This is a genomic window from Guyparkeria sp. (assembly GCF_046540515.1).
In the GTDB taxonomy this organism is placed as follows: Bacteria; Pseudomonadota; Gammaproteobacteria; order Halothiobacillales; family Halothiobacillaceae; genus Guyparkeria.
Genome location: NZ_JBKHFB010000001.1, coordinates 23,158 through 44,005, shown reverse-complemented (window position 1 = coordinate 44,005; position 20,848 = coordinate 23,158). Strand labels below are relative to the sequence as shown.

General features: G+C 66.7%; 18 protein-coding genes and 3 tRNA genes. 5 read left to right on the top strand and 16 right to left on the bottom strand.

The genetic code is table 11. The features are described 5' to 3' along the window. Position 1: 1 nt before the first annotated feature. The 3 genes from fliF to ACLFRM_RS00185 form a co-directional block, all read right to left on the bottom strand. Positions 2–1,717 (bottom strand): flagellar basal-body MS-ring/collar protein FliF, encoded by a 1,716-nt coding sequence (fliF, locus tag ACLFRM_RS00195; protein WP_410753537.1) that lies wholly within the window; start codon positions 1,715–1,717, stop codon positions 2–4. 120 nt (positions 1,718–1,837) lie between these two features. Continuing rightward, positions 1,838–2,191, bottom strand: a complete 354-nt coding sequence (fliE, locus tag ACLFRM_RS00190) for a flagellar hook-basal body complex protein FliE (RefSeq protein ID WP_410753535.1) — start codon at positions 2,189–2,191, stop codon at positions 1,838–1,840. 83 nt (positions 2,192–2,274) lie between these two features. Then, the gene (locus ACLFRM_RS00185) at positions 2,275–3,693 is read right to left on the bottom strand and encodes a sigma-54 interaction domain-containing protein (RefSeq protein WP_410753533.1); all 1,419 of its coding nucleotides are present in this window, start codon (positions 3,691–3,693) and stop codon (positions 2,275–2,277) included. 285 nt (positions 3,694–3,978) lie between these two features. On the opposite strand from ACLFRM_RS00185, the gene ACLFRM_RS00180 reads away from it, so the two are divergent. Continuing rightward, a complete protein-coding gene (locus tag ACLFRM_RS00180) occupies positions 3,979–5,493 on the top strand; it encodes a flagellar hook-length control protein FliK (protein WP_410753531.1) in 1,515 nt (504 codons plus the stop codon). Then, on the top strand, positions 5,490–5,849 hold the full coding sequence (locus ACLFRM_RS00175) for an EscU/YscU/HrcU family type III secretion system export apparatus switch protein (RefSeq protein WP_410753529.1): 360 nt from the start codon (positions 5,490–5,492) through the stop codon (positions 5,847–5,849). The genes ACLFRM_RS00180 and ACLFRM_RS00175 overlap by 4 nt, the downstream gene beginning before the upstream one ends. A gap of 97 nt (positions 5,850–5,946) precedes the next feature. Here the strand turns inward: ACLFRM_RS00175 and ACLFRM_RS00170 are convergent. The 5 genes from ACLFRM_RS00170 to ACLFRM_RS00150 form a co-directional block, all read right to left on the bottom strand. Continuing rightward, positions 5,947–6,022, bottom strand: a tRNA-His gene (locus ACLFRM_RS00170). Between the two features lie 37 nt (positions 6,023–6,059). Beyond that, a tRNA-Arg gene (locus tag ACLFRM_RS00165) sits at positions 6,060–6,136 on the bottom strand. An 18-nt stretch (positions 6,137–6,154) separates the two neighbouring features. After that, positions 6,155–6,231, bottom strand: a tRNA-Pro gene (locus ACLFRM_RS00160). A gap of 160 nt (positions 6,232–6,391) precedes the next feature. Continuing rightward, complete coding sequence (gene ptsP, locus ACLFRM_RS00155; protein WP_410753527.1) at positions 6,392–8,683, bottom strand: phosphoenolpyruvate--protein phosphotransferase; 2,292 nt, start codon at positions 8,681–8,683, stop codon at positions 6,392–6,394. After that, positions 8,673–9,251: an RNA pyrophosphohydrolase gene (locus ACLFRM_RS00150; protein WP_410753525.1), complete on the bottom strand. Its 579-nt coding sequence runs from the start codon at positions 9,249–9,251 to the stop codon at positions 8,673–8,675. The genes ptsP and ACLFRM_RS00150 overlap by 11 nt, the downstream gene beginning before the upstream one ends. Before the next feature lie 402 nt (positions 9,252–9,653). On the opposite strand from ACLFRM_RS00150, the gene ACLFRM_RS00145 reads away from it, so the two are divergent. Beyond that, entirely contained in the window at positions 9,654–10,328 is a 675-nt protein-coding gene (locus ACLFRM_RS00145) for an HAD family hydrolase (RefSeq protein ID WP_410753523.1), read from the top strand. Positions 10,329–10,403: 75 nt separating this feature from the next. Here ACLFRM_RS00145 and dcd read toward each other — a convergent pair whose 3' ends face one another. Next, positions 10,404–10,985, bottom strand: coding sequence for a dCTP deaminase (gene dcd, locus ACLFRM_RS00140; protein ID WP_410753522.1), 582 nt, complete (start codon positions 10,983–10,985; stop codon positions 10,404–10,406). A gap of 286 nt (positions 10,986–11,271) precedes the next feature. On the opposite strand from dcd, the gene ACLFRM_RS00135 reads away from it, so the two are divergent. Continuing rightward, the gene (locus tag ACLFRM_RS00135) at positions 11,272–11,931 is read left to right on the top strand and encodes a DUF1134 domain-containing protein (protein ID WP_410753520.1); all 660 of its coding nucleotides are present in this window, start codon (positions 11,272–11,274) and stop codon (positions 11,929–11,931) included. A gap of 168 nt (positions 11,932–12,099) precedes the next feature. Continuing rightward, on the top strand, positions 12,100–12,693 hold the full coding sequence (locus ACLFRM_RS00130; RefSeq protein WP_410753518.1) for a DUF3365 domain-containing protein: 594 nt from the start codon (positions 12,100–12,102) through the stop codon (positions 12,691–12,693). 90 nt (positions 12,694–12,783) lie between these two features. On the opposite strand, the gene ACLFRM_RS00125 is transcribed toward ACLFRM_RS00130, so the two are convergent. The 7 genes from ACLFRM_RS00125 to rpmF all read right to left on the bottom strand — a co-directional run bounded on the left by ACLFRM_RS00125 (position 12,784) and on the right by rpmF (position 20,800). Beyond that, positions 12,784–15,153, bottom strand: a complete 2,370-nt coding sequence (locus ACLFRM_RS00125) for a mechanosensitive ion channel domain-containing protein (protein WP_410753517.1) — start codon at positions 15,151–15,153, stop codon at positions 12,784–12,786. 191 nt (positions 15,154–15,344) lie between these two features. Then, positions 15,345–17,186, bottom strand: coding sequence for an excinuclease ABC subunit UvrC (gene uvrC / locus ACLFRM_RS00120; RefSeq protein ID WP_410753516.1), 1,842 nt, complete (start codon positions 17,184–17,186; stop codon positions 15,345–15,347). Between the two features lie 16 nt (positions 17,187–17,202). Continuing rightward, a complete protein-coding gene (locus tag ACLFRM_RS00115; RefSeq protein WP_410753514.1) occupies positions 17,203–17,829 on the bottom strand; it encodes a response regulator in 627 nt (208 codons plus the stop codon). Positions 17,830–17,992: 163 nt separating this feature from the next. Further along, positions 17,993–18,460: a CYTH domain-containing protein gene (locus ACLFRM_RS00110; RefSeq protein ID WP_410753512.1), complete on the bottom strand. Its 468-nt coding sequence runs from the start codon at positions 18,458–18,460 to the stop codon at positions 17,993–17,995. A gap of 39 nt (positions 18,461–18,499) precedes the next feature. Continuing rightward, positions 18,500–19,474, bottom strand: coding sequence for a beta-ketoacyl-ACP synthase III (locus ACLFRM_RS00105; RefSeq protein ID WP_410753510.1), 975 nt, complete (start codon positions 19,472–19,474; stop codon positions 18,500–18,502). Beyond that, positions 19,471–20,493: a phosphate acyltransferase PlsX gene (plsX, locus tag ACLFRM_RS00100; protein WP_410753508.1), complete on the bottom strand. Its 1,023-nt coding sequence runs from the start codon at positions 20,491–20,493 to the stop codon at positions 19,471–19,473. The genes ACLFRM_RS00105 and plsX overlap by 4 nt, the downstream gene beginning before the upstream one ends. A gap of 121 nt (positions 20,494–20,614) precedes the next feature. Beyond that, positions 20,615–20,800, bottom strand: coding sequence for a 50S ribosomal protein L32 (rpmF, locus tag ACLFRM_RS00095; RefSeq protein ID WP_410753506.1), 186 nt, complete (start codon positions 20,798–20,800; stop codon positions 20,615–20,617). Positions 20,801–20,848 lie beyond the last annotated feature (48 nt).

Genomic DNA, 20,848 nt, shown 5'->3' with positions numbered 1-20,848 from the left:
ATCAGTTCTCCTCGTGGGTCCACTGCTTGATCACGGCCGCGACCGCCTTGGGATCGTGATTCACGCTCTTGCGCAACTGGCGCAGCTTGTCAGTGTAGCTGGCATTGCCGATCAGCTCGGGCACGTTGGAGAGGTCATCCTCGTCGTATGCCTCACCCTCCGACTGGGCACGGCGCTCGTCCGGGTACTGCGTCGGCATAGTGTACTGCGAGCCCTGCTGCCCCGACTGATCGGTGAGCTCGGTCGAGGAGGCGACACGTTCGCGACGACTCTCGGCAAGCATCTTGAGGAGGGGGCGGGCCACCAAGAGGAAGACCAGCAGCATCGCAAGGCCGATGCCGGCGTTCTTCAACGTGGCCCAGAACCAGCCCTGTTCCCAGACCGGCGTGGTAACCGGCTCGATGTCCTGGTCGACGAACGGGAAGGTGCTCAGGGTGACCTCGTCGCCACGCGCGTCGTCGATACCGACGGACTGGGCCACCAGCGCACGCATCTGCTCGAGGCGCTCGGCGCGCTCCTCGGCAGCGGCCTCGGCGGCCTCCTCGTTCTCGTCCTCGGCTGCGTCACCGCCGCCGGTCGCGTTCTCGTCGAGCAGGACGGCGACATTGAGCTTCTCGATCTTGCCACTGGCGAACTGGGTGTGTTCGATATTGCGATCGACGTTGTAGTTACGCGTCTCGTTGCGGTCGCTGTCGATCGGCGTCTGCGCCAGCGTCTGGAACTCCTCGACGCTCAGGTCCTGCGGGGGCACCAGGCCACCCTCGCCCCCATCCGGATTGACCTCGCCACCGCCTGGCGGCTGGTTGGCGATCGCGCCCGGCACACCCACGATGCCCTCGCCTCCACCCAGCGAACGGATGGTTTCATTGATCTGCTCGCTCAGCAGGACACCCTCGTCCGGTCCATAGGTCTGACTGGTTCCCTCGCGGCGTGAAAAATCGATCTCCGCAGAGACCTGGGCCCGAACGCGGTCCGAGCCCACGATCGGTGCGAGCAGCGATTCGATCCGGCGGGCGTAGGCCTGCTCAAGATTCTGACGGTACTGGAACTGGCGGCTGGTCAGCCCCATGCCGGCGGCATCGTCACCATCGTTGGTCAGAAGGTTGCCGCCCTGGTCCACCACGCTTACGTTCTCGGGGGAAAGGTCGTTGATACTCGAGGCAACCAGGTGGACGATGCCATTGACCTGGCCTCGACCGAGGTTGCTGCCCCCCTTGATGTCGACCACCACCGAGGCAGTCGGTGTCTCACGATCACGCACGAACACCGACTTCTCGGGCTGGGCGATGTGCACGCGCGCGGCACGGATGGCACCGATCGTCTGAATGGAGCGGGCCAGCTCGGTCTCGATCGCCCGGCGATAGCGCGCTTGCTCCATGAATTGGCTGGTACCCAGCGACTGATCCTCGTTGAGCATTTCCAGGCCCACGCCATCACTGCCCGGCAACCCTTGCTGCGCCATCAGCATGCGGATCTCGGGCAGTCGATCCGCGCCCACCATCACCGTGCCGTCGTCGGCCAGCTCGTAGGGTTCGCCCGCGGCCTTGAGCGCTTCGACCACCTCGGCGGAGGACTGGGCGTCCAGAGACTGATAGAGCGGCACCATCGACTTGCCGCTACCCCAGAGGAAGAAACCGACCATGAACGAAATCACCGCCGCCAGTGCGATCAGCAGGAGCAACTGCCGGAAACTTGACGACTGCGTGAACGCATCCATCTGGCGGATCCAGCGGGGGCTCTCGCCGCTTCCGGTCGGGGTGGTGGTGATAGCTGAACCTTGGGCCATGACGTTACGTCCGAATCAGGGAAACACGGGTGACGGGAGTGGAACGCGGCATTAAAGCGGCATGTTCATGACCTTCTCGTAGGCCTGAACCAATCGGTTGCGTACCTGCAGGGTCGCCTCGAAGGCCACGGAAGATCGCTGCGAGGCGAGCATGACCTCGGTGAGCGTCACGTTGTCGTCGCCCGCCTGGAGCCGGTTCCTGAGATCAGCGGCCGTCTGCTGGGACTCGTTGACCTGGCCGACCGCCTGGGTGAGCGCATCGGCGAAACTGCTGCGCTCGACCTCATTGACGCCCTGCGCCGCGGGATTGACGGCCTCCGGACCGGCCGGCCGCTGGGTCGCCTGGGTGCGCAGCTGCTGCATCTGGGAAAGGATCTGGTCGACGGACATGTCGTTGCCGCTCATGGACCCACCTCGTTGACTGTCGCGAATTGACGTGCGCAGTCACTTGCACGAGGTGTGCCAAATCCAGGCCAGCCACTCGGCGGTCAGCCGATCTGGTACTTGCGCATCTTCTCGACCAGCGTGGTACGACGGATGCCGAGCAGCCGCGCGGCGCGGGCGACCACGGCATCGGCCTGAGACAGGGCGGCCTGGATCCAGGCCTGCTCGATCGCCTCGAGCTGCCCTTTCAACGAAATGCCGTCCTCCGGCAGGGTCAGATCGCAGTCCTCGACCTCCTCGGGGGTAAGCGGCAATCGCGGCCCGAGATTCTCTGTCAGCGACCAGATGCTGCGCGGGTCCGGATCAAGGCGCTCGGCGGCGACTTGATCCGGTTCGTGGCTTGCGTTGGGTGCCGTTTCGAGCTCTGCCGGACCGAGATGCTGCAGGTGGGCGGGCAGATCCGAGATGCGGGCCGGGCGGTCTGCCGCGAGGATGCCGATGCGCTCGAGCACGTTGGCCAGTTCGCGCACGTTGCCGGGCCAGTCATGTTGCTTGAGCGTCGAGACGACGGCGTCGGTCAGTTCCGGGGCTGGACGCCCGTCGCGACGCAATCGCTCGACCAACGCAGTGGCGATCTCCGGCAGGTCGTCCCGCAGTGCGCGCAGCGGCTGGGTCTGGATCGGGAAGACGTTGAGGCGGTAGTAGAGATCCTGGCGGAACTTGCCCTCATCGACCATCGAGAGCAGGTCGCGGTGAGTGGCCGCCACGATCCGCACGTCGGCATCGAACGACATGCTGCCACCGACGCGTTCGAACTTGCGCTCCTGGAGCACTCGCAGGATCTTGACCTGCATGGAGAACGGCATGTCGCCGATCTCGTCGAGGAAGATGGTGCCACCCTGGGCGAGTTCGAAGCGCCCCTTGCGTTGGGTGATCGCCCCGGTAAAGGCGCCCTTTTCATGACCGAACAGCTCGGACTCCAGCAATTCGCCCGGAATCGCGCCGCAGTTGACCGGCACGAACGGTTTGTCGGCGCGATCGGACAGCATGTGGATCATGCGCGCGACCACCTCCTTGCCCGTGCCGGTCTCGCCCAGGATCAGCACGGTGGCATCCGTCGGCGCGACCTGGGCCACCTCGTGGCGCACGGCCTCCAGCGCCGGACTGCGACCGATCAGCCCCCGATTCTCCTGCCGCAGGCGCTCGCCGTGCCAGCGGCTCTTCATGGGCGCGATCACCGCTTGCAGCGTCTCCAGCGGTACCGGCCAGGGCAACTGGGCCTGCGGCCGAACGGACGGACTGGCATCCATCTCCCCCAGCAGGATCCACGGGACGGACTCCCTCCGTCGACCCGCCCCGTCCATGCCGTCGGTGGAGAACGTCAGGCGACACAGGGGGGAATTCGTTTCGCACGAATCCGGGCCTACACAGGTATCGAAGCCGAGCAGCATCAATTGCTCGTTGAGCAATGACGCCTCGGGGGCCTCGCTGTCGATCCAGCACAGGGGTTGCGGCCGCGGCATGCGTTTCTCCTGGGGGCGTGGCCGTCGGTGTCCACGCCGATTCTTGTTGTTTCTCGCTCGCATTTCCGAGCAAACTGTGGTCACCCCGGCGACACGGACCTGTCGAGGCGGTCAATGGAATCACGGAGCCAAAAGGTTTCTCGGAATCGCCGTGAAAACTAGCGTGACCCTCGAGACATGTCAAAACATTGTCACTCGTGGTGAATTCCCGTGAGCCCGCCTGTGGCTTGTGAGCGACATCGGCCCGCCCTACCATCGATGCCAACCGCCCCGACCGGAGCACATATGAAGATTCTCAAGGTCGAACAGCCCGGTCAGACGACCACCAGCGGGCCGGTCCTGCGCCTGCAGACCGGCCAGCGGCTTGCCGCGATCTCGCTGTCGGACGCCCGGCCCGGCGAGCGAGCCACCCTTTCGGTCGCCGGCGGGCAATTGCAGGTCACCACACATCACCCCCTCAAGGCCGGCCAGGCCATCGACCTGGAGGTGATCCGTCTGGGCGAACAGGTCCATCTGCGCCCCCTCGGCCCACCGCCGGACCCTCGTCAGCTCGACCAGGCCCAGCTCACGCGCAACCTGCTACAGGCCTTGGCACGGCTGGGCACGGCGGGCACCGGCTCGACCCCGTCGTCCGCCAATTCACCACCGGCCGCCAACCCGGGGAGGGCGTCCGCCCCTGCGACGGGCACGCCCACTCCCGGCGCGACGTCCTCCGGTGCGGTGGTCACAGCACCTGGCGGCCGACAACCGCCTGCTCCAACGCCAGCCGGGCCGCCCAATCCGACGACGCCTCCCGGCCCGGCCGCGGCCACCGCGAACTCAATCCCGGCCGCCATCCTCCAGGGGGCTCGACCGGGCGGCGGGACCGCGGCGACCGAATCGCTGATGCGCGCGGCGCTGACCCAGGTCGGCTCGGCGACAATGCAGCCGGGGCAAACAGCGCCACCGACCACCGCGCAATCGGCGGCGGCTGCCGCCACGCCACCGCTGGCGGCGACGACCGCCTCGGCGGTGCCTCCGGGGCTCAACGGGCTGCTGCCGCTGCTCTCCGCGTTACGCGAGCCGCGGCTGATCCAGGGGCTGGTCGCCGGCTGGCTCGCGACGGCGGACAACCCGGCCCGACCGCCGAACCCGCTGGCCGGCGTGGGCGGCCCCATGCCGGCACCGACCGGCCAGGGACTGACCGAGACCCCGCTGGGCAGCCTCCTGCAACAGGCCGCCCGGAGTCTGCGCGCCCAGCCCGACCTCGCGCCGCGCGACCCGGCCGCCCGCCAGGCCACACTCGAATTCATGCAGCGGATCGGCGAACAGGTCGAGCGCAGCCAGCTGGCAACCGCCCTGTCGCAGGGTGCCGCGGGAGCCGCAGCCGGCACGCAGACCGGCCCCACCCAGCCCACCTGGTTGCTGGAGATCCCCCTGCAACTGGCCAACGAGGCCCACTCGTTGCGCCTGGGCATTCGCGAGGAGGACACATCGGGCGAAACACGTAACGGCGGTGGGCGCTGGCGCATCGATCTGGCGATGGAATGGCCCCGTCTCGGTCCCCTGCACGCCGCCCTGATCATGCAGGGCGACCGCATCGACGTCGACCTGTTCGCCGATCGCCCCGATTCGGTCGCCCTGCTCGAGACCACGCGCCCGACGCTTGCCCGGGCACTGACCGATGCCGGCCTCACGCCGGGTCGGCTGGGCGCCTACCCGGGGCCCGCACCGGCCAGCGCACGCGCCCGGCTCGAACCCGACACCGCGAGTGCGGCAGGCGACTCGGCTCCGGACGGTTTTCTGAGTGAGCAGGCATGAGCGATTCGAACGACTCGAACCGCCGCTCGTCGGCGCCGCGACGCGCCATCGCGCTGGCCTACGACGGCACCGACGTGCCGCAGGTGGTGGCGACCGGGCAGGACGAGCTGGCCCGACGCATCATCGAGGTGGCTCGCGAGGCCGACGTGCCGGCGGTGGAAGACCCGATGCTCGCCCGGGCCCTGGCCGAGATCGACCTGGGCGAACGCATCCCGGAACAACTGTTCCGCGCGGTCGCCGAGGTGCTGAGCTACGCGCTCTACGTCAATGACCGGCACGAGGAGGTACTTCGCCGGGCCCGAGAGCGGGTGGACGAACGCAGCCGGAGCCACGGAAAGGAACAAGGCGAGGACTGATGCACGCCCGACAGGCCGCCACCGACCACTGACGAATCAGGCAACGACTGGACACGAAAAGGCCCGCCGTGGGAGGCGGGCCTTTTCGTGGCTATGGTGGGGTGACTGATGGGATTCGAACCCACGACCACCGGAATCACAATCCGGGGCTCTACCAACTGAGCTACAGTCACCATCGAAAGGTTTTCACCGTTCATCCTGGTGCGCTTATGGCGCGCCCGGCAGGACTCGAACCCGCAACCCTCGGCTTAGAAGGCCGATGCTCTATCCGGTTGAGCTACAGGCGCAAGTTTCGGCTTGTTCACTGGTCGGAGTGGAGGGATTCGAACCCCCGACCACCTGGTCCCAAACCAGGTGCGCTACCAGACTGCGCTACACTCCGTTCGCCGTCATCGCGCAACACGCGCCTCGTCCGCCGGAGCGGTTCGACCCGTGCCGGTGACGAAGGTGCGCCATGATAGGCATCGGCCGGGGTCAAGTCAATCGCCCCCAGCGGCTCCGTCAGGGCGAGCCAGCCTGATCCCCTTGCGACGTTGCCGAAGTCAGTAACGACCGGCGCGAATCAAGCCGCCCAAACCACGGTCGTCCAGTGCCTGGTTGAGCAGTGTCCGTATTTCGGCCGGTCGCTCGCAACGCATCGCCTGATCGACCAGCGCCTCGGCATCGGCATGCGAGAAGCTGCGGATCACCCACTTGATCCGCGGCAATGACCCGGCGCTCATCGAGAGCGAGTGGATACCCATCCCCAGCAACAGCACGGCGCCCAGCGGGTCGCCGGACAACTCCCCGCAGACGGCCACCTCGCAATCCTGACGTGCGCCGGCGGTACAGACATCGCGAACCGCGGCGAGCACCGCCGGGTGCAGGGCGTCGTACCGCGAGGCGACCCGTTCGTTGTTGCGATCGATCGCCAGCAGGTACTGGGTCAGGTCGTTGGTGCCGATGGAGAGAAAATCGCAGCGGCTGGCCAGCGCGTCGGCCTGGTAGACCGCCGAAGGCACCTCGATCATCACGCCGATCTTCGGCCGCTCGATCTCGCCGATTTCCTCGGAGACCTCGTCGAACGCCTGGGCGATGTACGCCAGCGACTGATCGACCTCGTCCACCGCGGAGATCATCGGAAGCAGGATGTGCAGGTTGTTCAGCCCCGCCGAGGCCTTGAGCATCGCGCGGATCTGGGTGAGGAAGATCTCCGGATGATCGAGTACCAGCCGGATGCCCCGCCAGCCGAGAAACGGGTTGTCCTCACGGATCGGGAAGTACGACAGCGGCTTGTCGCCACCCACGTCGAGCGTCCTCAGCACCACGGGCTTGCCGGCGAAGGTCTCGAGCGCCTCGCGGTAGATGTGGGCCTGCTCCTCCTCGCCGGGAAACTGCTTGCGGATCTGGAACGGCACCTCGGTGCGATACAGGCCGATACCCTCGGCACCGACGGTCAGCGACGGCGCCATGTCGGAAAGCAGGCCGATATTGACGTGCATGGCGACACGCACGCCATCGGAGGTCAGCGCCGGCTCGTCGCGCAGGGCGGCGAGCTCCTCGGTCAGCTCTGCCTCCTCACGGGCCAGCCGCTGCATCTCCTCGCGCAGCGAGCCCCGCGGTCGGACCATCACCAGACCGCGGTAGCCGTCGACCACCACCTCCTTGTTGCGCAGCCGCGAGATCGGCAGATCGGAGACGCCCATCGCCGCCGGCACGCCCAGCGCCCGGGCGAGGATCGCAAGATGCGAGGAGCCCGAGCCGGTCGACGAGACGATACCCACCAGCCGCTCGGTGGGCACTTCGGCCAGGTGCGAGGCGGACAGGTCGTTGCCGACCAGCACGATCTGATCGGGCCACTCGGTCGGCTCGGCGCTCTCGGCGTGCAGTTTCTGCAGCACCCGGTTGCCCAGATCGCGGATGTCCTGGGCACGCTCGCGCAGGTAGGCGTCGCTCATCTGCTCGAACACGGCCGCGTGTTCGGCGATCGCATCGCGCAACGCCGCCCCCGCCCACTGGCCGGCGCGGATGTGCTGCTCGATCGCCTCGACCAGCGACCCCCCCGACAGCATGCGGATGTAGGCGTCGAACAGCAGGTTCTCTTCCTCGCTGCCCGAGGCCCGCGAGAAATCGATCTTGAGCTGCTCGAATTCCTGGCGAACCGCCTCGATCGCGGAATCGAGCACCCCCAGCTCGTGGTCGATGTCCTCGACCACGCGATCCTCGACCATCTCCAGCGACTGGCCGTCGGCCACCACGACCGCAGTGCCGAACACCACCCCGGGCGAGCCGGGCAACCCGCGCGCCGAGAAGGCCGAGTCGAAAGCGCCGGGCTCGTTGCCGGTGCGCATCAGCTCACCGCTGGCGCGTGCATGGCGAATGGCCGAGGCAAGCTGGGTAGCCAGGGTGACGACGAAGGATTCCTGGTCATCGGAGAACCGACGCCGCTCGCGGGCCTGCACCACCAGCACGCCCAGCACGTCGCCGCGGTGGATGATCGGCACGCCGAGAAAGCCGTGATAGGGCTCCTCGCCGATATCGGTGACGAACTTGAAGGCCGGGTGCGTCGAGGCATCCTCGAGGTTGATCACCTCGGCGCGACGCGCGACCAGCCCGACCAGCCCCTCGTCCATGGCGAGCGAGACCTGGCCCACCATCGACTTGTTCAGACCCTCGGTGGCCTGCAGCACCAGGCTGGGCTCGACCGCCTCGGCCTCGTCACCACCCAGCACGTAGACCGAGCAGACCGAGACGTCGAGCGCCGACTGCACCCGACGGGCGATCAGGTCGAGCGCGGCCCGCAGATCGGCGGACTTGGATACCTCGGTGACGATCTGACGCAGTTCATCGAGCATCGCGGTTCCCCGCCGCGGCCAGGTCGGCCGATGGTGCCTGCCCGACACGCCGCTCGAGCTGCTCCGGCAGACAGTCGTCCGGGCACTCGGCGGGCACGCTCTCGAGGAAGGGCGCCAACTGGTGGAGGGCCTGGAAATAGACGGTGCGCTTGAAGTAGATCACCTCGGGCAGGATCGACCAGAAAGGCCGCCACTCCCAGCCGTCGAACTCCGGCTTGTGGGAGGCGTTGAGGTCAAAGGCGCTTTCCTCGGCGCGCAGGCGCAGGAGAAACCATTTCTGCTTCTGACCGATGCAGACCGGTTGGACGTGACGCCGGACCATGTTGCGCGGCAGGCGGTAGCGCAGCCAACCTCGGGTCCAGGCCATTACCGAGACATGCTCGGGCAGCAGGCCCACCTCCTCGCGCAGCTCGCGATACATTGCCTCCAGCGGCCGCTCCTCGGCATTGATGCCGCCTTGCGGAAACTGCCATGAACGATGACCGACCCGCTTGCCCCAGAAGACCTCGCCTCGCTGGTTGCACACGATGATGCCGACATTGGGTCGAAAGCCGCTACGGTCAATCACGATTCCACTCTTGCAAAAGTCAGTCGGTATAAATGGCGGGACACGCGGCCCCGCAGGGGTGACGGCGTGCCGCACGCCGGCCGATGACCGTCACCCAAGTGTCATTGATTCTTTCATAAAACCCCGGGGCGATAAACCGACGCCTGCGGCAATCCCGGCAGGCGCCGCGCGCCGGGCACGACAACCGAACCAGTCGGCCATAGTGAGCGGCAAGACCCGGCCGGACGATCTTGCTGGCGCCTTCTCGCCGCATGGACACCCTCCAGCCAGGGCGGCTGGAAACGCCCCGGGTCAACAACCGGCCGGTATGGGGTATCATGCGCGCCCGTCGACCCGGCCAAGGCCGGAGTCAAACGCGATCATGACGGCAGGCCCAGCGGCCCTGTCGCCAGGAGGCCTTTCGTGAAACTCGCCATCTTCGACCTCGACAACACCCTGCTCGCCGGTGACTCCGATCACGCCTGGGGGGCCTTCATGACCGAACACGGCATTGTCGACGCCGAAGATTACGCCCGGCACAACGACGAGTTCCTGCGTCACTACCAGCAGGGCACGCTCGATATCGATGCCTACCTGCGTTTCGCGCTCGCGCCCCTGGCCGAGCACCCGGCCGAGGACCTCGATACCTGGCGCGCCGAGTTCATCGAGAGGGACATCCGGCCGCTGATCACACCGGCGGCCCGCGAGCTGGTCGAATCCCACCGGCGTCGGGGCCACACCCTGATGCTGATCACGGCGACCAATGCCTTCGTCACCGGGCCGATCGCCGAACTGTTCGGCATCCCCCATCTGCTGGCCACCGAACCCGAGCGACGCAATGGCCGCTACACCGGGCGCTACACGGGCACGCCGACCTTCCAGCACGGCAAGATCCTGGCACTCGAGGAGTGGCTGGAGACCCAGCAGGCGCGTCCGGAGGAGACCTGGTTCTACTCGGATTCGCGCAACGACCTGCCGCTGCTCGAGCAGGTCGACTACCCGGTGGCGGTCGATCCCGACCCGGTGCTGCGTCGCGAGGCCGAGGCACGCGGCTGGCCGGTGCTGGCGCTCAACGTGGTCGAGGAGACGGCGGAGTAGAACGAAAACCGCCCCCGGCGTCGTCGTGCCGGGGGCGGGGGGAACGGACCGGCTCTGGCCGACGCTCGGGGGCGATCAGGCCGTCGGCAGGGTGACGCCGCGCTGGCCCTGGTACTTGCCGCCACGGTCCTTGTAGGACGTCTCGCAGACCTCGTCGGACTCCAGGAACAGCATCTGCGCCACGCCCTCGTTGGCGTAGATCTTCGCCGGCAGCGGCGTGGTGTTGGAGAACTCGAGGGTCACGTGGCCTTCCCACTCGGGCTCGAGCGGGGTGACGTTGACGATGATCCCGCAGCGGGCGTAGGTCGACTTGCCCAGGCAGATGGTCAACACGTTGCGCGGAATGCGGAAGTACTCGACCGTGTGCGCCAGGGCAAACGAGTTCGGCGGGATGATGCAGACGTCGGAATGCACGTCGACGAAGCTGCGCTCGTCGAAGGCCTTGGGATCGACGATCGTGGTGTTGATATTGGTGAACACCTTGAAGTGATTCGAGCAACGCACGTCGTAGCCGTAGCTCGAGGTGCCGTAGGACACCATCGGCTCGATCTTGCCGTCTGGACCCGGCATGCTGCGCACCTGGCCGGCCTCGAACGGCTCGATCATGCCCTGCTCCTCGGCCATGCGACAGATCCAGCGATCGGACTTGATACTCATTCGGTCATCCCGTTGAAAAGACGGTGCCGTCGGGCCTACCCGCGGCAAAGCGCGTATGCTTGCGACAAAACAGCAGGTTGTCAACCGGATGGCCGGAGATCAGGCCCGCGCAACTTTTGCCGGGTGCATGGGTCTGCTTAGGGAACCTCTGCACGAATCCGATGCCGTTCGGCGCATGCGGACGACGAACGGCTCGCAAGGCCGGGGTAACATCCGATTGGTACACCCCTCCCTAAAGCCATCCATTCAACACGCCGTTTCACTCTGAACAAGGGACTTTCGAAACATGCAAGGCTCCATTCCCGACCTCACCGGCTTTTCCCTCCCGCGGTTCGGCTTCCGAACGATGCCCCTGCTCGCGGCACTGGCAATGGCCCTGCTCCTGGGTGGCTGCGCCAGCGCGCCGGCCAGCCAGGACGGAGACAGCGACCAGTCGAGCGAACAGGGCTCCAACGATCAGGACGAGGGCTACGACAAGTACGAGACCACCCAGGAGGCGGTCGACTTCCTGGGCGGCTCGGCCGAGGGCATCGCCCGCGCGGTCGACCGCGCCTTTGACGACTACGGTCGGCCCAACGCGATCATCAAGGGCGAGGAAGGCGGTGGTGCCATCGTGGTCGGGCTGCGCTACGGCAAGGGCGAGTTCATGGCAAAGTCCGGCGAAAAGCAGACCGTTTACTGGCAGGGCCCGTCGGTCGGCTGGGACTTCGGCGGCGATGCCGGCCGGGTGTTCATGCTGGTCTACAACCTGCCGCGCCCCGACCTGATCTTCCAGCGATTCGCCGGGGTCAACGGGTCGGCCTTCGTCGTCGGGGGGGTCGGCATGCAATATCTGCGCAGCCAGTCGATCGTGGTCGCGCCGATCCGCGTCGGGGTCGGCCTGCGACTGGGCGCCGGCGTGGGCTACATGCAGTTCACCCAGGGCAAGTCCTACAACCCGTTCTGACCGGGCTCGACCTCGATCACGACACCTCTCCACGCCGGCCTCACACGAGGGCGGCGTTTTTGTTGGCCGACACCCTTCCGTCTTGCAAGGACCCCGGGGGTCTAATATAAGCTTGGTGCTTACCCGGATAGTCGTTATTTATCCATTGGCACACCCAGGGAGTCACCGATGACAAAGCCAACCGTACGCATCCCCTCACTGCTGGCCGCCACCGCGCTTGGCCTTGCCTCGATGTCGGCGCACGCCAACGCCAACGAGGAGGCCGTGAAGGCGCAGCTCCAAGACTACAAGGCAACCATGCAGACCTTCGGCAAGACGCTCAAGGGCGAGCTTCAGGCCGCCATGAAGGAAGGCGGCCCGATGGCCGCCGTGCAGATCTGCAACGAACGCGCCCCGGAGATCGCCGCCGACCTGAGCGAAGAGAGCGGCTTCACGCTTCGCCGGACCAGCCTCAAGCCACGCGCGACCGAACCCACTGACTGGGAGCGAGCGGTCATGCAGGATTTCGAGAAGCGCAAGGCCGACGGCACGCCGATCGACGAGATTGCCTGGCACGAGGTCAAGAAGGTCGACGGGGAGAAGCAGCTGCGATTCATGAAGGCGATCGGCACCGAAGGCGTCTGCCTCAACTGCCACGGCCAGGACGTCGACCCGAAGCTCAAGGCGGAAATCGATCGCCTGTATCCCGACGACCAGGCTACCGGCTACGCGAAAGGCGACATTCGAGGTGCCTTCTCCATCACGGCCGAACTGGACGACTGACGCCCGGCTTCTTCAGCGCCTTCCAGAACGAAGCCCCGACGTGGCGACCACGGCGGGGCTTTTTCGTGTCCATCCGAAACAGTGGACGAATCAGTCTTCCGGCAGGTCGACGTCGTCCTTGTCCGGCACGTTGCCGCTCGATCGATCGGGCTTCCTGCCGCGCCGCTTGTTGCGAACGGATTCGGTCTCGAAATCCTCGACCGCCTCCTCGCCTTTCAGCAGACGCAGGTTGGCCGGCGGCGCCTCGCCGTCCTTGTCCACGCCGAAATACAACGTGGTGTGCGGGAACGGAATCTCGATACCGGCCTTGTCGAAGTAAATCTTCACCAGGCGGTTGTAGGCCCGACCGACCGCCCATTGCTTGCCCGGTGTGGTCTTGATCATCACGCGGATATTCACCGAGTTGTCCGCCAGCGCGACCACACCGGGGATATCGACCGGCTCGAGGATGCAATCCTTCCAGTCGGGATCGGCGGCCAGTTCGTCGAACGCTGCCTTGAGTTGTGCGATCGCATCGTCGACATTCTCGCGATAGGCGATGCCGTACTCTCCCTTGTGGAAGGCGTACTCGCGCATGTAGTTCGAGACGATATCCACCGACGAGAACGGGACGACATGCACGGTCCCCGACAGATCCCGGATCGAGACCGAGCGGATCGACAGCCGCTCGGCCGTCCCGGTCACGCCGGCGACGGTGATCACGTCACCGGTGTTGATAGCGTTCTCGATCTGGATGAACACCCCGGTGATCACGTCCTGGACCATCTTCTGCGCGCCGAACCCGATCGCCAGGCCCAGCACGCCGGCGCCGGCCAGCAGCGGGCCGATGTTCACGCCCAGCTCCGAGAGAATGATCATCGCCGTGATGGTGACCAGGGCAATGGCGATCGCGTTGCGGAACAGCGACAGCAACGTCTGTAGCCGCGCCGAGGGGATACCGGCATCGCTGTTGAGCTTCGCCTCGATCAATCCGGTCGCCACCAGCCAGACGATCAAGGCGATGATCAGCACGATGGAGATGTCGATCACCGCCGCGAGCATCCAGCGGCCGCTGTCGCTGCCCATCCAGGCGAACATGTCGGCCAGATTCCAGACCGTCAACACACCGAAAAACGCCACGATGCCGATGACGACCCGAAGGATCCGCAGGATCAGCGGTACGTAGGTGTTCAGACGCAGCTGCAGGGTCGGCATGCGATGAAGCAGCCGCTCGGGCACGCGCACCCCGCGACCGATCCACTGGGTCAGCATGGCGGCGACGAAGATGGCCGCGCCGACGATGATCACGGTTTTGACGGTCGCGAGGGCCACGAACGGCAGCGAGTCGCTCGGCCGGGTGACCGCCACCACGAACACGCCGGTCGCATAGATCATTGCCAGCCAATGCCAGCTCACCGCCAGCAGGCGCAAGGCCCAGGACGATACCGCCAGCCGGCTGCGGTCGGCGCGCACCAGGAGCGCATCACTCACCATGCCGCGGGCCTTCCACAGACGGCTCCATGTGTAGGCGAGCGCCAGCACGGCCACGCCCCATCCCACCGCACTGGCGAGATCATCACGGTCGGCCAGCTCGATCACCGGCACCAGGAAGATGCCGGCATAGCCCGTGAGCCAGATCACACGCGACAGCCAACCGGCCCAGAAGCGGGAATCCTCCCTAGACAGGCGAAACAGGCGCAGGGCGGGCGTGGCCGGCGCGAACGCCGTCCCGACCAACAGCCGGGTTACCTCGACCAGGATGAATGCCTGCAGCGCGAGCCCCAGCACGGCACCGGCCGTCTTGTTCCCGTCGGCCAGCCACCACACGCTGGCCTGGGCGGCGATGTAGGCCAGCGCCAGCAGCGCCAGGCCCAGAGCGAAGCTGGCCAGCGCCGCCGCGCCGGTACGGAACAAGCGGTGCCGCGAGGTGGCCGACTGCGCGAAGGCGTCCAGGCGTCGCCAGGCACCACCCAGAAGCCACCGGCCGATCGCCAGCACCAGGTAGGCGATCAGCAGCGCGGCCACCACTCGCCAGGCCAACTGGCCGACCGCGACCCAGTCGATGTCGACCCCGCCGGCGGCGAGACGCGACGCCGCTCCTGCCATGTCCTGCATGGTACCCGAGACCACGCCCACCAGGCCGGAGGCGATGCCGTCGGAGATCCCTGAGGCGTCCGCGTCCTGAGCGGATTCGTTCCCGGCCGCCCCGTCCTGCCGGTCGCCTGATGAGAGCCGCTCGAGCTCGGCGATCAGCTCGTCCCGCTTGGCCGGGTCCTTGAGCAGCTCGAGCAGGCCCGCGTAGGGGCCGTCGGCCCCGGAGGACTGACCGGACTCCGCGCTCGAGCCGCCCCCCGACGACGCGCCATCCTGCTGGGCAAGACCGGGCACCGTGAAGAGAAGCAGGAGCGAGACCAGGAGGGCGCGCCAGGCCGGCACGCAAAAAGCACGACAGCGAGCGGGTTCGGCGGGAGGTGCGGGCATGGAAGGTGTCTCCGGCGTGGGTCGGTGGTCGACGGTCGATAAGGAAACACTGCACGATTCGTGCGTTCATCGAATCGTGCAGTGTTTCCATAATCAGGTCATGACCGGGCGCAAGCCTAGCAAAGGATCTCCCCGACGGCCGGAAACCCGGAATCAGGCGCACGTTCTGGTGGACGGACGTGCCCGCGGGCTCACGCCGTCCCTCCCTCGTGGAACCACTCGTGGATGCGAGTGGCGAGCGCGGGCGAGATCCCGGGCACCTTTGCCAGCTCGGCGACGCTCGCCCCCCTGAGCCCACGGATGCCGCCGAAGTGCTTCAGCAATGCCTGGCGGCGCTTGCCGCCCACCCCGGGAATGCGTTCCAGGTCGGACTGGGTGCGGGCCTTCTGCCGGCGGGCACGATGGCCGGTGATCGCGAAACGGTGCGCCTCGTCGCGAACCTGCTGGATCAGGTGCAGGGCCGGGTCGTGCGGGCCGAGGTGGTCCTCGGTGTACAGCCCCGGCGCACCGGCCAGCGGCTGGATCAGCGTTTCCTCGCCGGGACGACGCTCCGGCCCCTTGGCGACCCCGATCACCCGAACCCGGTCGGTCAGCTCGCGCTCGGCCAGCACGTCGATCGCCTGGGCGAGTTGACCCTTGCCGCCGTCGATCAGCAGCACGTCCGGCAGCACGCCGGACTCGCGCACGGCCCGATCGAAACGCCTTGTGAGAGCCTGATGCATGGCGGCGTAGTCGTCGCCCGGCGCGATGCCCTCGATGTGGTAACGGCGGTACTGGTCCTTGCGCGGACCCTCCGGACCGAAGACCACGCAGGAGGCTACCGTCAATTCGCCCTGGGTGTGGGAGATATCGAAACACTCGATCCGCTCGATCCGGTCCATGGCGAGCCATTCGCCCAGCGCCTCGAAACGACGCGTGAGACCCCGGCGGCTGACCAGCCGCTCGTTGAGCGCGATCCGGGCGTTCTCGCGCGTGTCCTCCAGCCAGGCCCGCGCCTTGCCACGTCGAGGCACCAGCAATTCGACGCGATGGCCGGCCTGCTCGGCGAACACCCCGGCCAGCCACTCGGCATCCTCCGGCAGGTAGTCGCAAAGGATGCGCCGTGGCAGGTCGCGGTCGCTGTAGTACAGACCCAGAAAGCCGCTGATCACCTCCGCCGGGGCGGCGTCGGCCGGCACGTCCGGGAAGAAATGCCGGGTACCCAGGTGCCGACCATCGCGGATGGTGGCCACGCCAACGGCGGTGGTGCCCTGCTCGCTGATCTGGGCGACGACGTCGGCGTCTCCGGACATGCCGGTAATGCCCTGCTGCTGGCTGACCGCGCGCAGCATGCCGATCTGGTCGCGCAGGGCGGCGGCCTGCTCGAAATCGAGTTCGACGGCCGCCTTTTCCATGCGCGCGACCAGATCGTCGATCAGTTTCTGGCTGCGCCCGGAGAGGAACGCCATGGTGTCCTCGACGTCCTGGCGATACTCGGCCTCGTCGACGTAGTCCACGCAGGGCGCCTTGCAGCGTTCGATCTGGTACTGGAGGCAGGGGCGCGAACGGTTCCTGAACACGCTGTCCTCGCACTGGCGGACCTTGAAGACCTTCTCGAGCAGGTTGAGGGTCTCGCGTACGGCGCCGGCGGAAGGGTACGGTCCGAAATACCGCCCGGGGCGCTTGCGCGAGCCGCGGTGATAGGCCAGGCGCGGGAAGCGGTCGTTGGTCGAGACGTAGATCCAGGGATAGCTCTTGTCGTCGCGCAACAGGACGTTGTAGCGCGGCCGATGGGCCTTGATCAGGTTGCTCTCCAGGAGCAGCGCCTCGGCCTCGGTCTGGGTGGTGGTGATCTCGACGTCCGCGACCTGCTCGACCAGACGACGGGTCTTGATCGCCGCGGGCGTGCCACGGAAATAGCTGGAAAGTCGATTCTTGAGGTTACGTGCCTTGCCGACGTAGAGGATCTCGCCGTCGGCATCCAGCATGCGGTAGACGCCGGGACGCTCGGTCACGCGGGCCAGAAAGGCCTTGGCATCAAACCGGTCGGTCATCAAAACGGGAGGAAGATCAGGCGGACAGGACCGTGCGACCGGCCTTGACCGCCAACCGCAGCAGGTCGATGTCGGTACTGACCCCGAGCTTCTCGTGGATGCGGGCGCGGTAGGTGCTGATCGTCTTGGGGCTGACGCAGAGCGCCTCGGCGATCAGGGTATTGTTCTTGCCGTCGAGGATCATGCGCAGCACCTGCTGCTCGCGGCCGGACAGCACCTCGAAGGGATCGTCCTCGGATCGGCCGTTCTGCAGGGCGATCTCCTGGGCGATGCGACTGGAGACGTAACGCTTGCCCTCGGCGGCCTTGCGGATGGCGCTGATCAACTCGTCCGGGTCGGCATCCTTGGTGACGTAGGCGTGCACGCCGCAGTCGAGCACCTGACGCGCCAGGCTGACGTCGGCCTCGGCCGTCAGGGCGACCAGCCCGAGACTCGGGTGGACCTGGTGAGCGCGCTTGAGGCACTCGTAGCCGCCCATGCCCGGCATGTGGATGTCGCAGAGAATCGCGTCAATGCCCCCGGTGCGCACCTTCTCGAGGGCCCGCTCGCCACTGTCGGCCTCGGCGACCACTTCGATGTCCGACACGCCGCCGACCAGGTGACTGATCGCGGCGCGGACCATCGTGTGATCATCAACAATCATGACCCGAATCATCGGCAACCCTTCGTCTTGGTGCGAACAAGCCTGCGTCGGCTACTCACCGTGTCCACTGCCCTGCAGACAGCAGGCCCGTCAGCCTTGACCCTGCTTCCGCCCGGCCCCGAAAAACTCGTCCCAAGCCACCAGCGCGCATCCAGCCGGCAATTTACCACTGACTGTAAGGATTTTTAACCAGCGAGACGTTGTAGTACCTGGCATCATCCGACACCTCGTCGCCCAACCAGTCCGGTCGGTGGAACGGCTGGTCCACGGACTCGAGCTCCACCTCGGCGACGACCAGGCCGTCGTTCTCGCCGTGAAACTCGTCGATCTCCCACAGGTGCTCGCCGTAGGTGACGAAATGCCGGGTCTTGTCGATCACCGGTCCGGTGGTCAGGTGGTCGAGCATCCGCTCGGCGTCGGTCAACGGGATTTCGTACTCGAACTCGTCGCGGGAGATACCGAGCGTGCGGCTCTTGATGTTCAGCCATGCCCGCGAGCCGGCGATGCGCGCTCGCACCGACACCGGCCCCTGGTCGTTCAGATACCCCTGAACCATGCGCTCGGAGCGCTCGATCTGGTGGCGCCAGGCATCACTGGCCAACAGGAACTTGCGTTCGATTTCCTTGGCCATGCACGTCTCCGGGTAGTGGATTGAAACTCGGTGGGGCGTTCAGTAGCGCAGCAGCGCGGACCCCCAGGTGAACCCGCCACCGAAGGCCTCGGTGAGGATGACATCGCCACGCTTGATGCGCCCGTCACGCACCGCCACGTCCAGCGCCAGCGGCACCGAGGCCGCCGAGGTGTTGCCGTGCCGGTCGACGGTCACCACCACACGGTCCATCGACATGCCCAGCTTGCGCGCCGTGGCCTGGATGATGCGAACGTTCGCCTGGTGCGGGACCAGCCAGTCGATGTCGCTCGGCTTCATGCCGGCGGCCTCGACCGTCTGGTCAGCGATACGCCCCAGGGTGTTGACCGCCATGCGGAACACCTCGTTGCCCCGCATCTCGATGAAGGCGGTGCCGTCGGCCAGCCGTTCAGGGTCGGTGGTCGCCGGATCGGGCTTGGCGGTGGTCAGCAGCGACTCGTAACTGCCGTCGGCGTGGATGTCGGTGCGGATGATGCCGGGCTCGTCCGAGGCCTCCAGCACCACCGCCCCGGCCCCGTCGGCAAACAGCACGCAGGTATTGCGATCGGACCAGTTGACGATCCGCGAGAGGGTCTCGGCACCGACGACCAGGGCGCAGCGGGCCGAACCCGTCTTGATGAACTTGTCGGCCACCGACAGCGCGTAGACGAAACCGGTGCAGACCGCCTGCACGTCGAAGGCCGGCGAGCCGTGGATGCCGAGCTTCTGCTGCAGCAGGCAGGCGGTCGAGGGAAAGGTGCGATCGGGCGTGGTGGTCGCGACGATGATCAGGTCGACCTCCTCGGGCACGCGGCCGGCGGCTTCCAGGGCGCGGCGCGCCGCCGGTTCGGCCAGGTCGGAGGTGAGCTGGCCCTCGGCGGCGATGTGGCGTTGCTCGATGCCGGTACGCTCGCGAATCCAGCTGTCGGAGGTATCCACGATCTGCTCGAGATCGTGATTGGTCATGATGCGTTCCGGCAGGTAGCTGCCGGTGCCGGTGATGCGCGCGTACGTCATGCCTGGCCGCGCTCCTGTAGCAGGGTCTCCAGACGCTGGTCGATGCGCCGCGGCACATCCTTCTCGATCTCGCGCAGCGCGACATCCAGCGCGTTGGCGAAGGCGTCCACATTCGCCCCGCCGTGACTCTTGATCACGATGCCCTGCAGGCCCAGCAGGCTCGCACCGTTGTAGCGGCCCGGGTCGACCCGCTTCTTCAGTCGCGCCAGCACCGGCATCGCCATCAGCGCGGCGAGCCGCGAGAACAGGCCCCGCTTGAATTCCTGGCGCAGGAAATGACTGATCATCTTGGCCACGCCCTCGCTGCTCTTGAGCGCGACGTTGCCGACAAAGCCGTCGCAGACCACCACGTCCACGCCGCCCTTGTAGATGTCATCGCCCTCGACGAAGCCGATGTAGTTGACCGGCCCGGCCTCGAGCCGCTCTGCTGCACCCTTGACGGTGTCATTGCCCTTGATCGCCTCGGCGCCGACGTTGAGCAGGCCGACACGTGGCGAGGGGTTGTCGTCGAAGGCCTCGACCAGTACCGAACCCATCACTGCGAACTGGAACAGGTGCTCGGCGTCGCAGTCGACGTTCGCCCCCAGGTCGAGCACGTGGGTGTGGCCGGACTCGTTCGGCAGCGCAGTGCAGATCGCCGGGCGCTCGATACCCGGCAGGGTCTTCAAGACGAACTTGGCGGTCGCCATCAGGGCACCGGTATTGCCGGCACTGACCGCCGCCTGGGCGCGACCATCCTTGACCAGGTCGATCGCCAGTCGCATCGAGGAGGATTTCTTGGTCCGCAACGCGATCGCCGGCGATTCGTCCATCGCCACCACCTGGTCGGCATGGACGATCTCGATCCGATCCCGCTCGATCCCGACCTGATCGGCCAGGTGCCGCTCGATGGAGGCCTGGTCGCCGACCAGCAGCAGCCCGGCCGACGGATGGCGCGACAGGAAACGGGCGGCGGCACGAACCGTGACCTCCGGTCCGTGATCACCGCCCATCACGTCAATTGCGATCTGGCTGGTCATCGATGCCCCTTACCCGCGGGAAGCCCCCACACGACGGCACTGCCCAAGTCCCCGGCAAGGCGGCGCGGACAGGCCGTGCCGCCCGACAGGCGGGCGCCACGCGGACCTTCGGCGAAGGAAATCAGGCGTTGTCGCCCGACTTGGTAACCACGCGGCGGCCACGGTAGAAACCGTCCGGGGTGACGTGGTGACGGCGATGGGTCTCGCCGCTGGTCGGGTCGATGGACAGCTGCGCGTTCTTCAGGCTGTCGTGGGCGCGGCGAGAGTCGCGCTTCGCGCGGCTGACCTTGTTCTGCTGTACGGCCATGGTTTTCTACCTCCAAAATGATCAAGACGCGCCTGGGCGCGCCTGCTT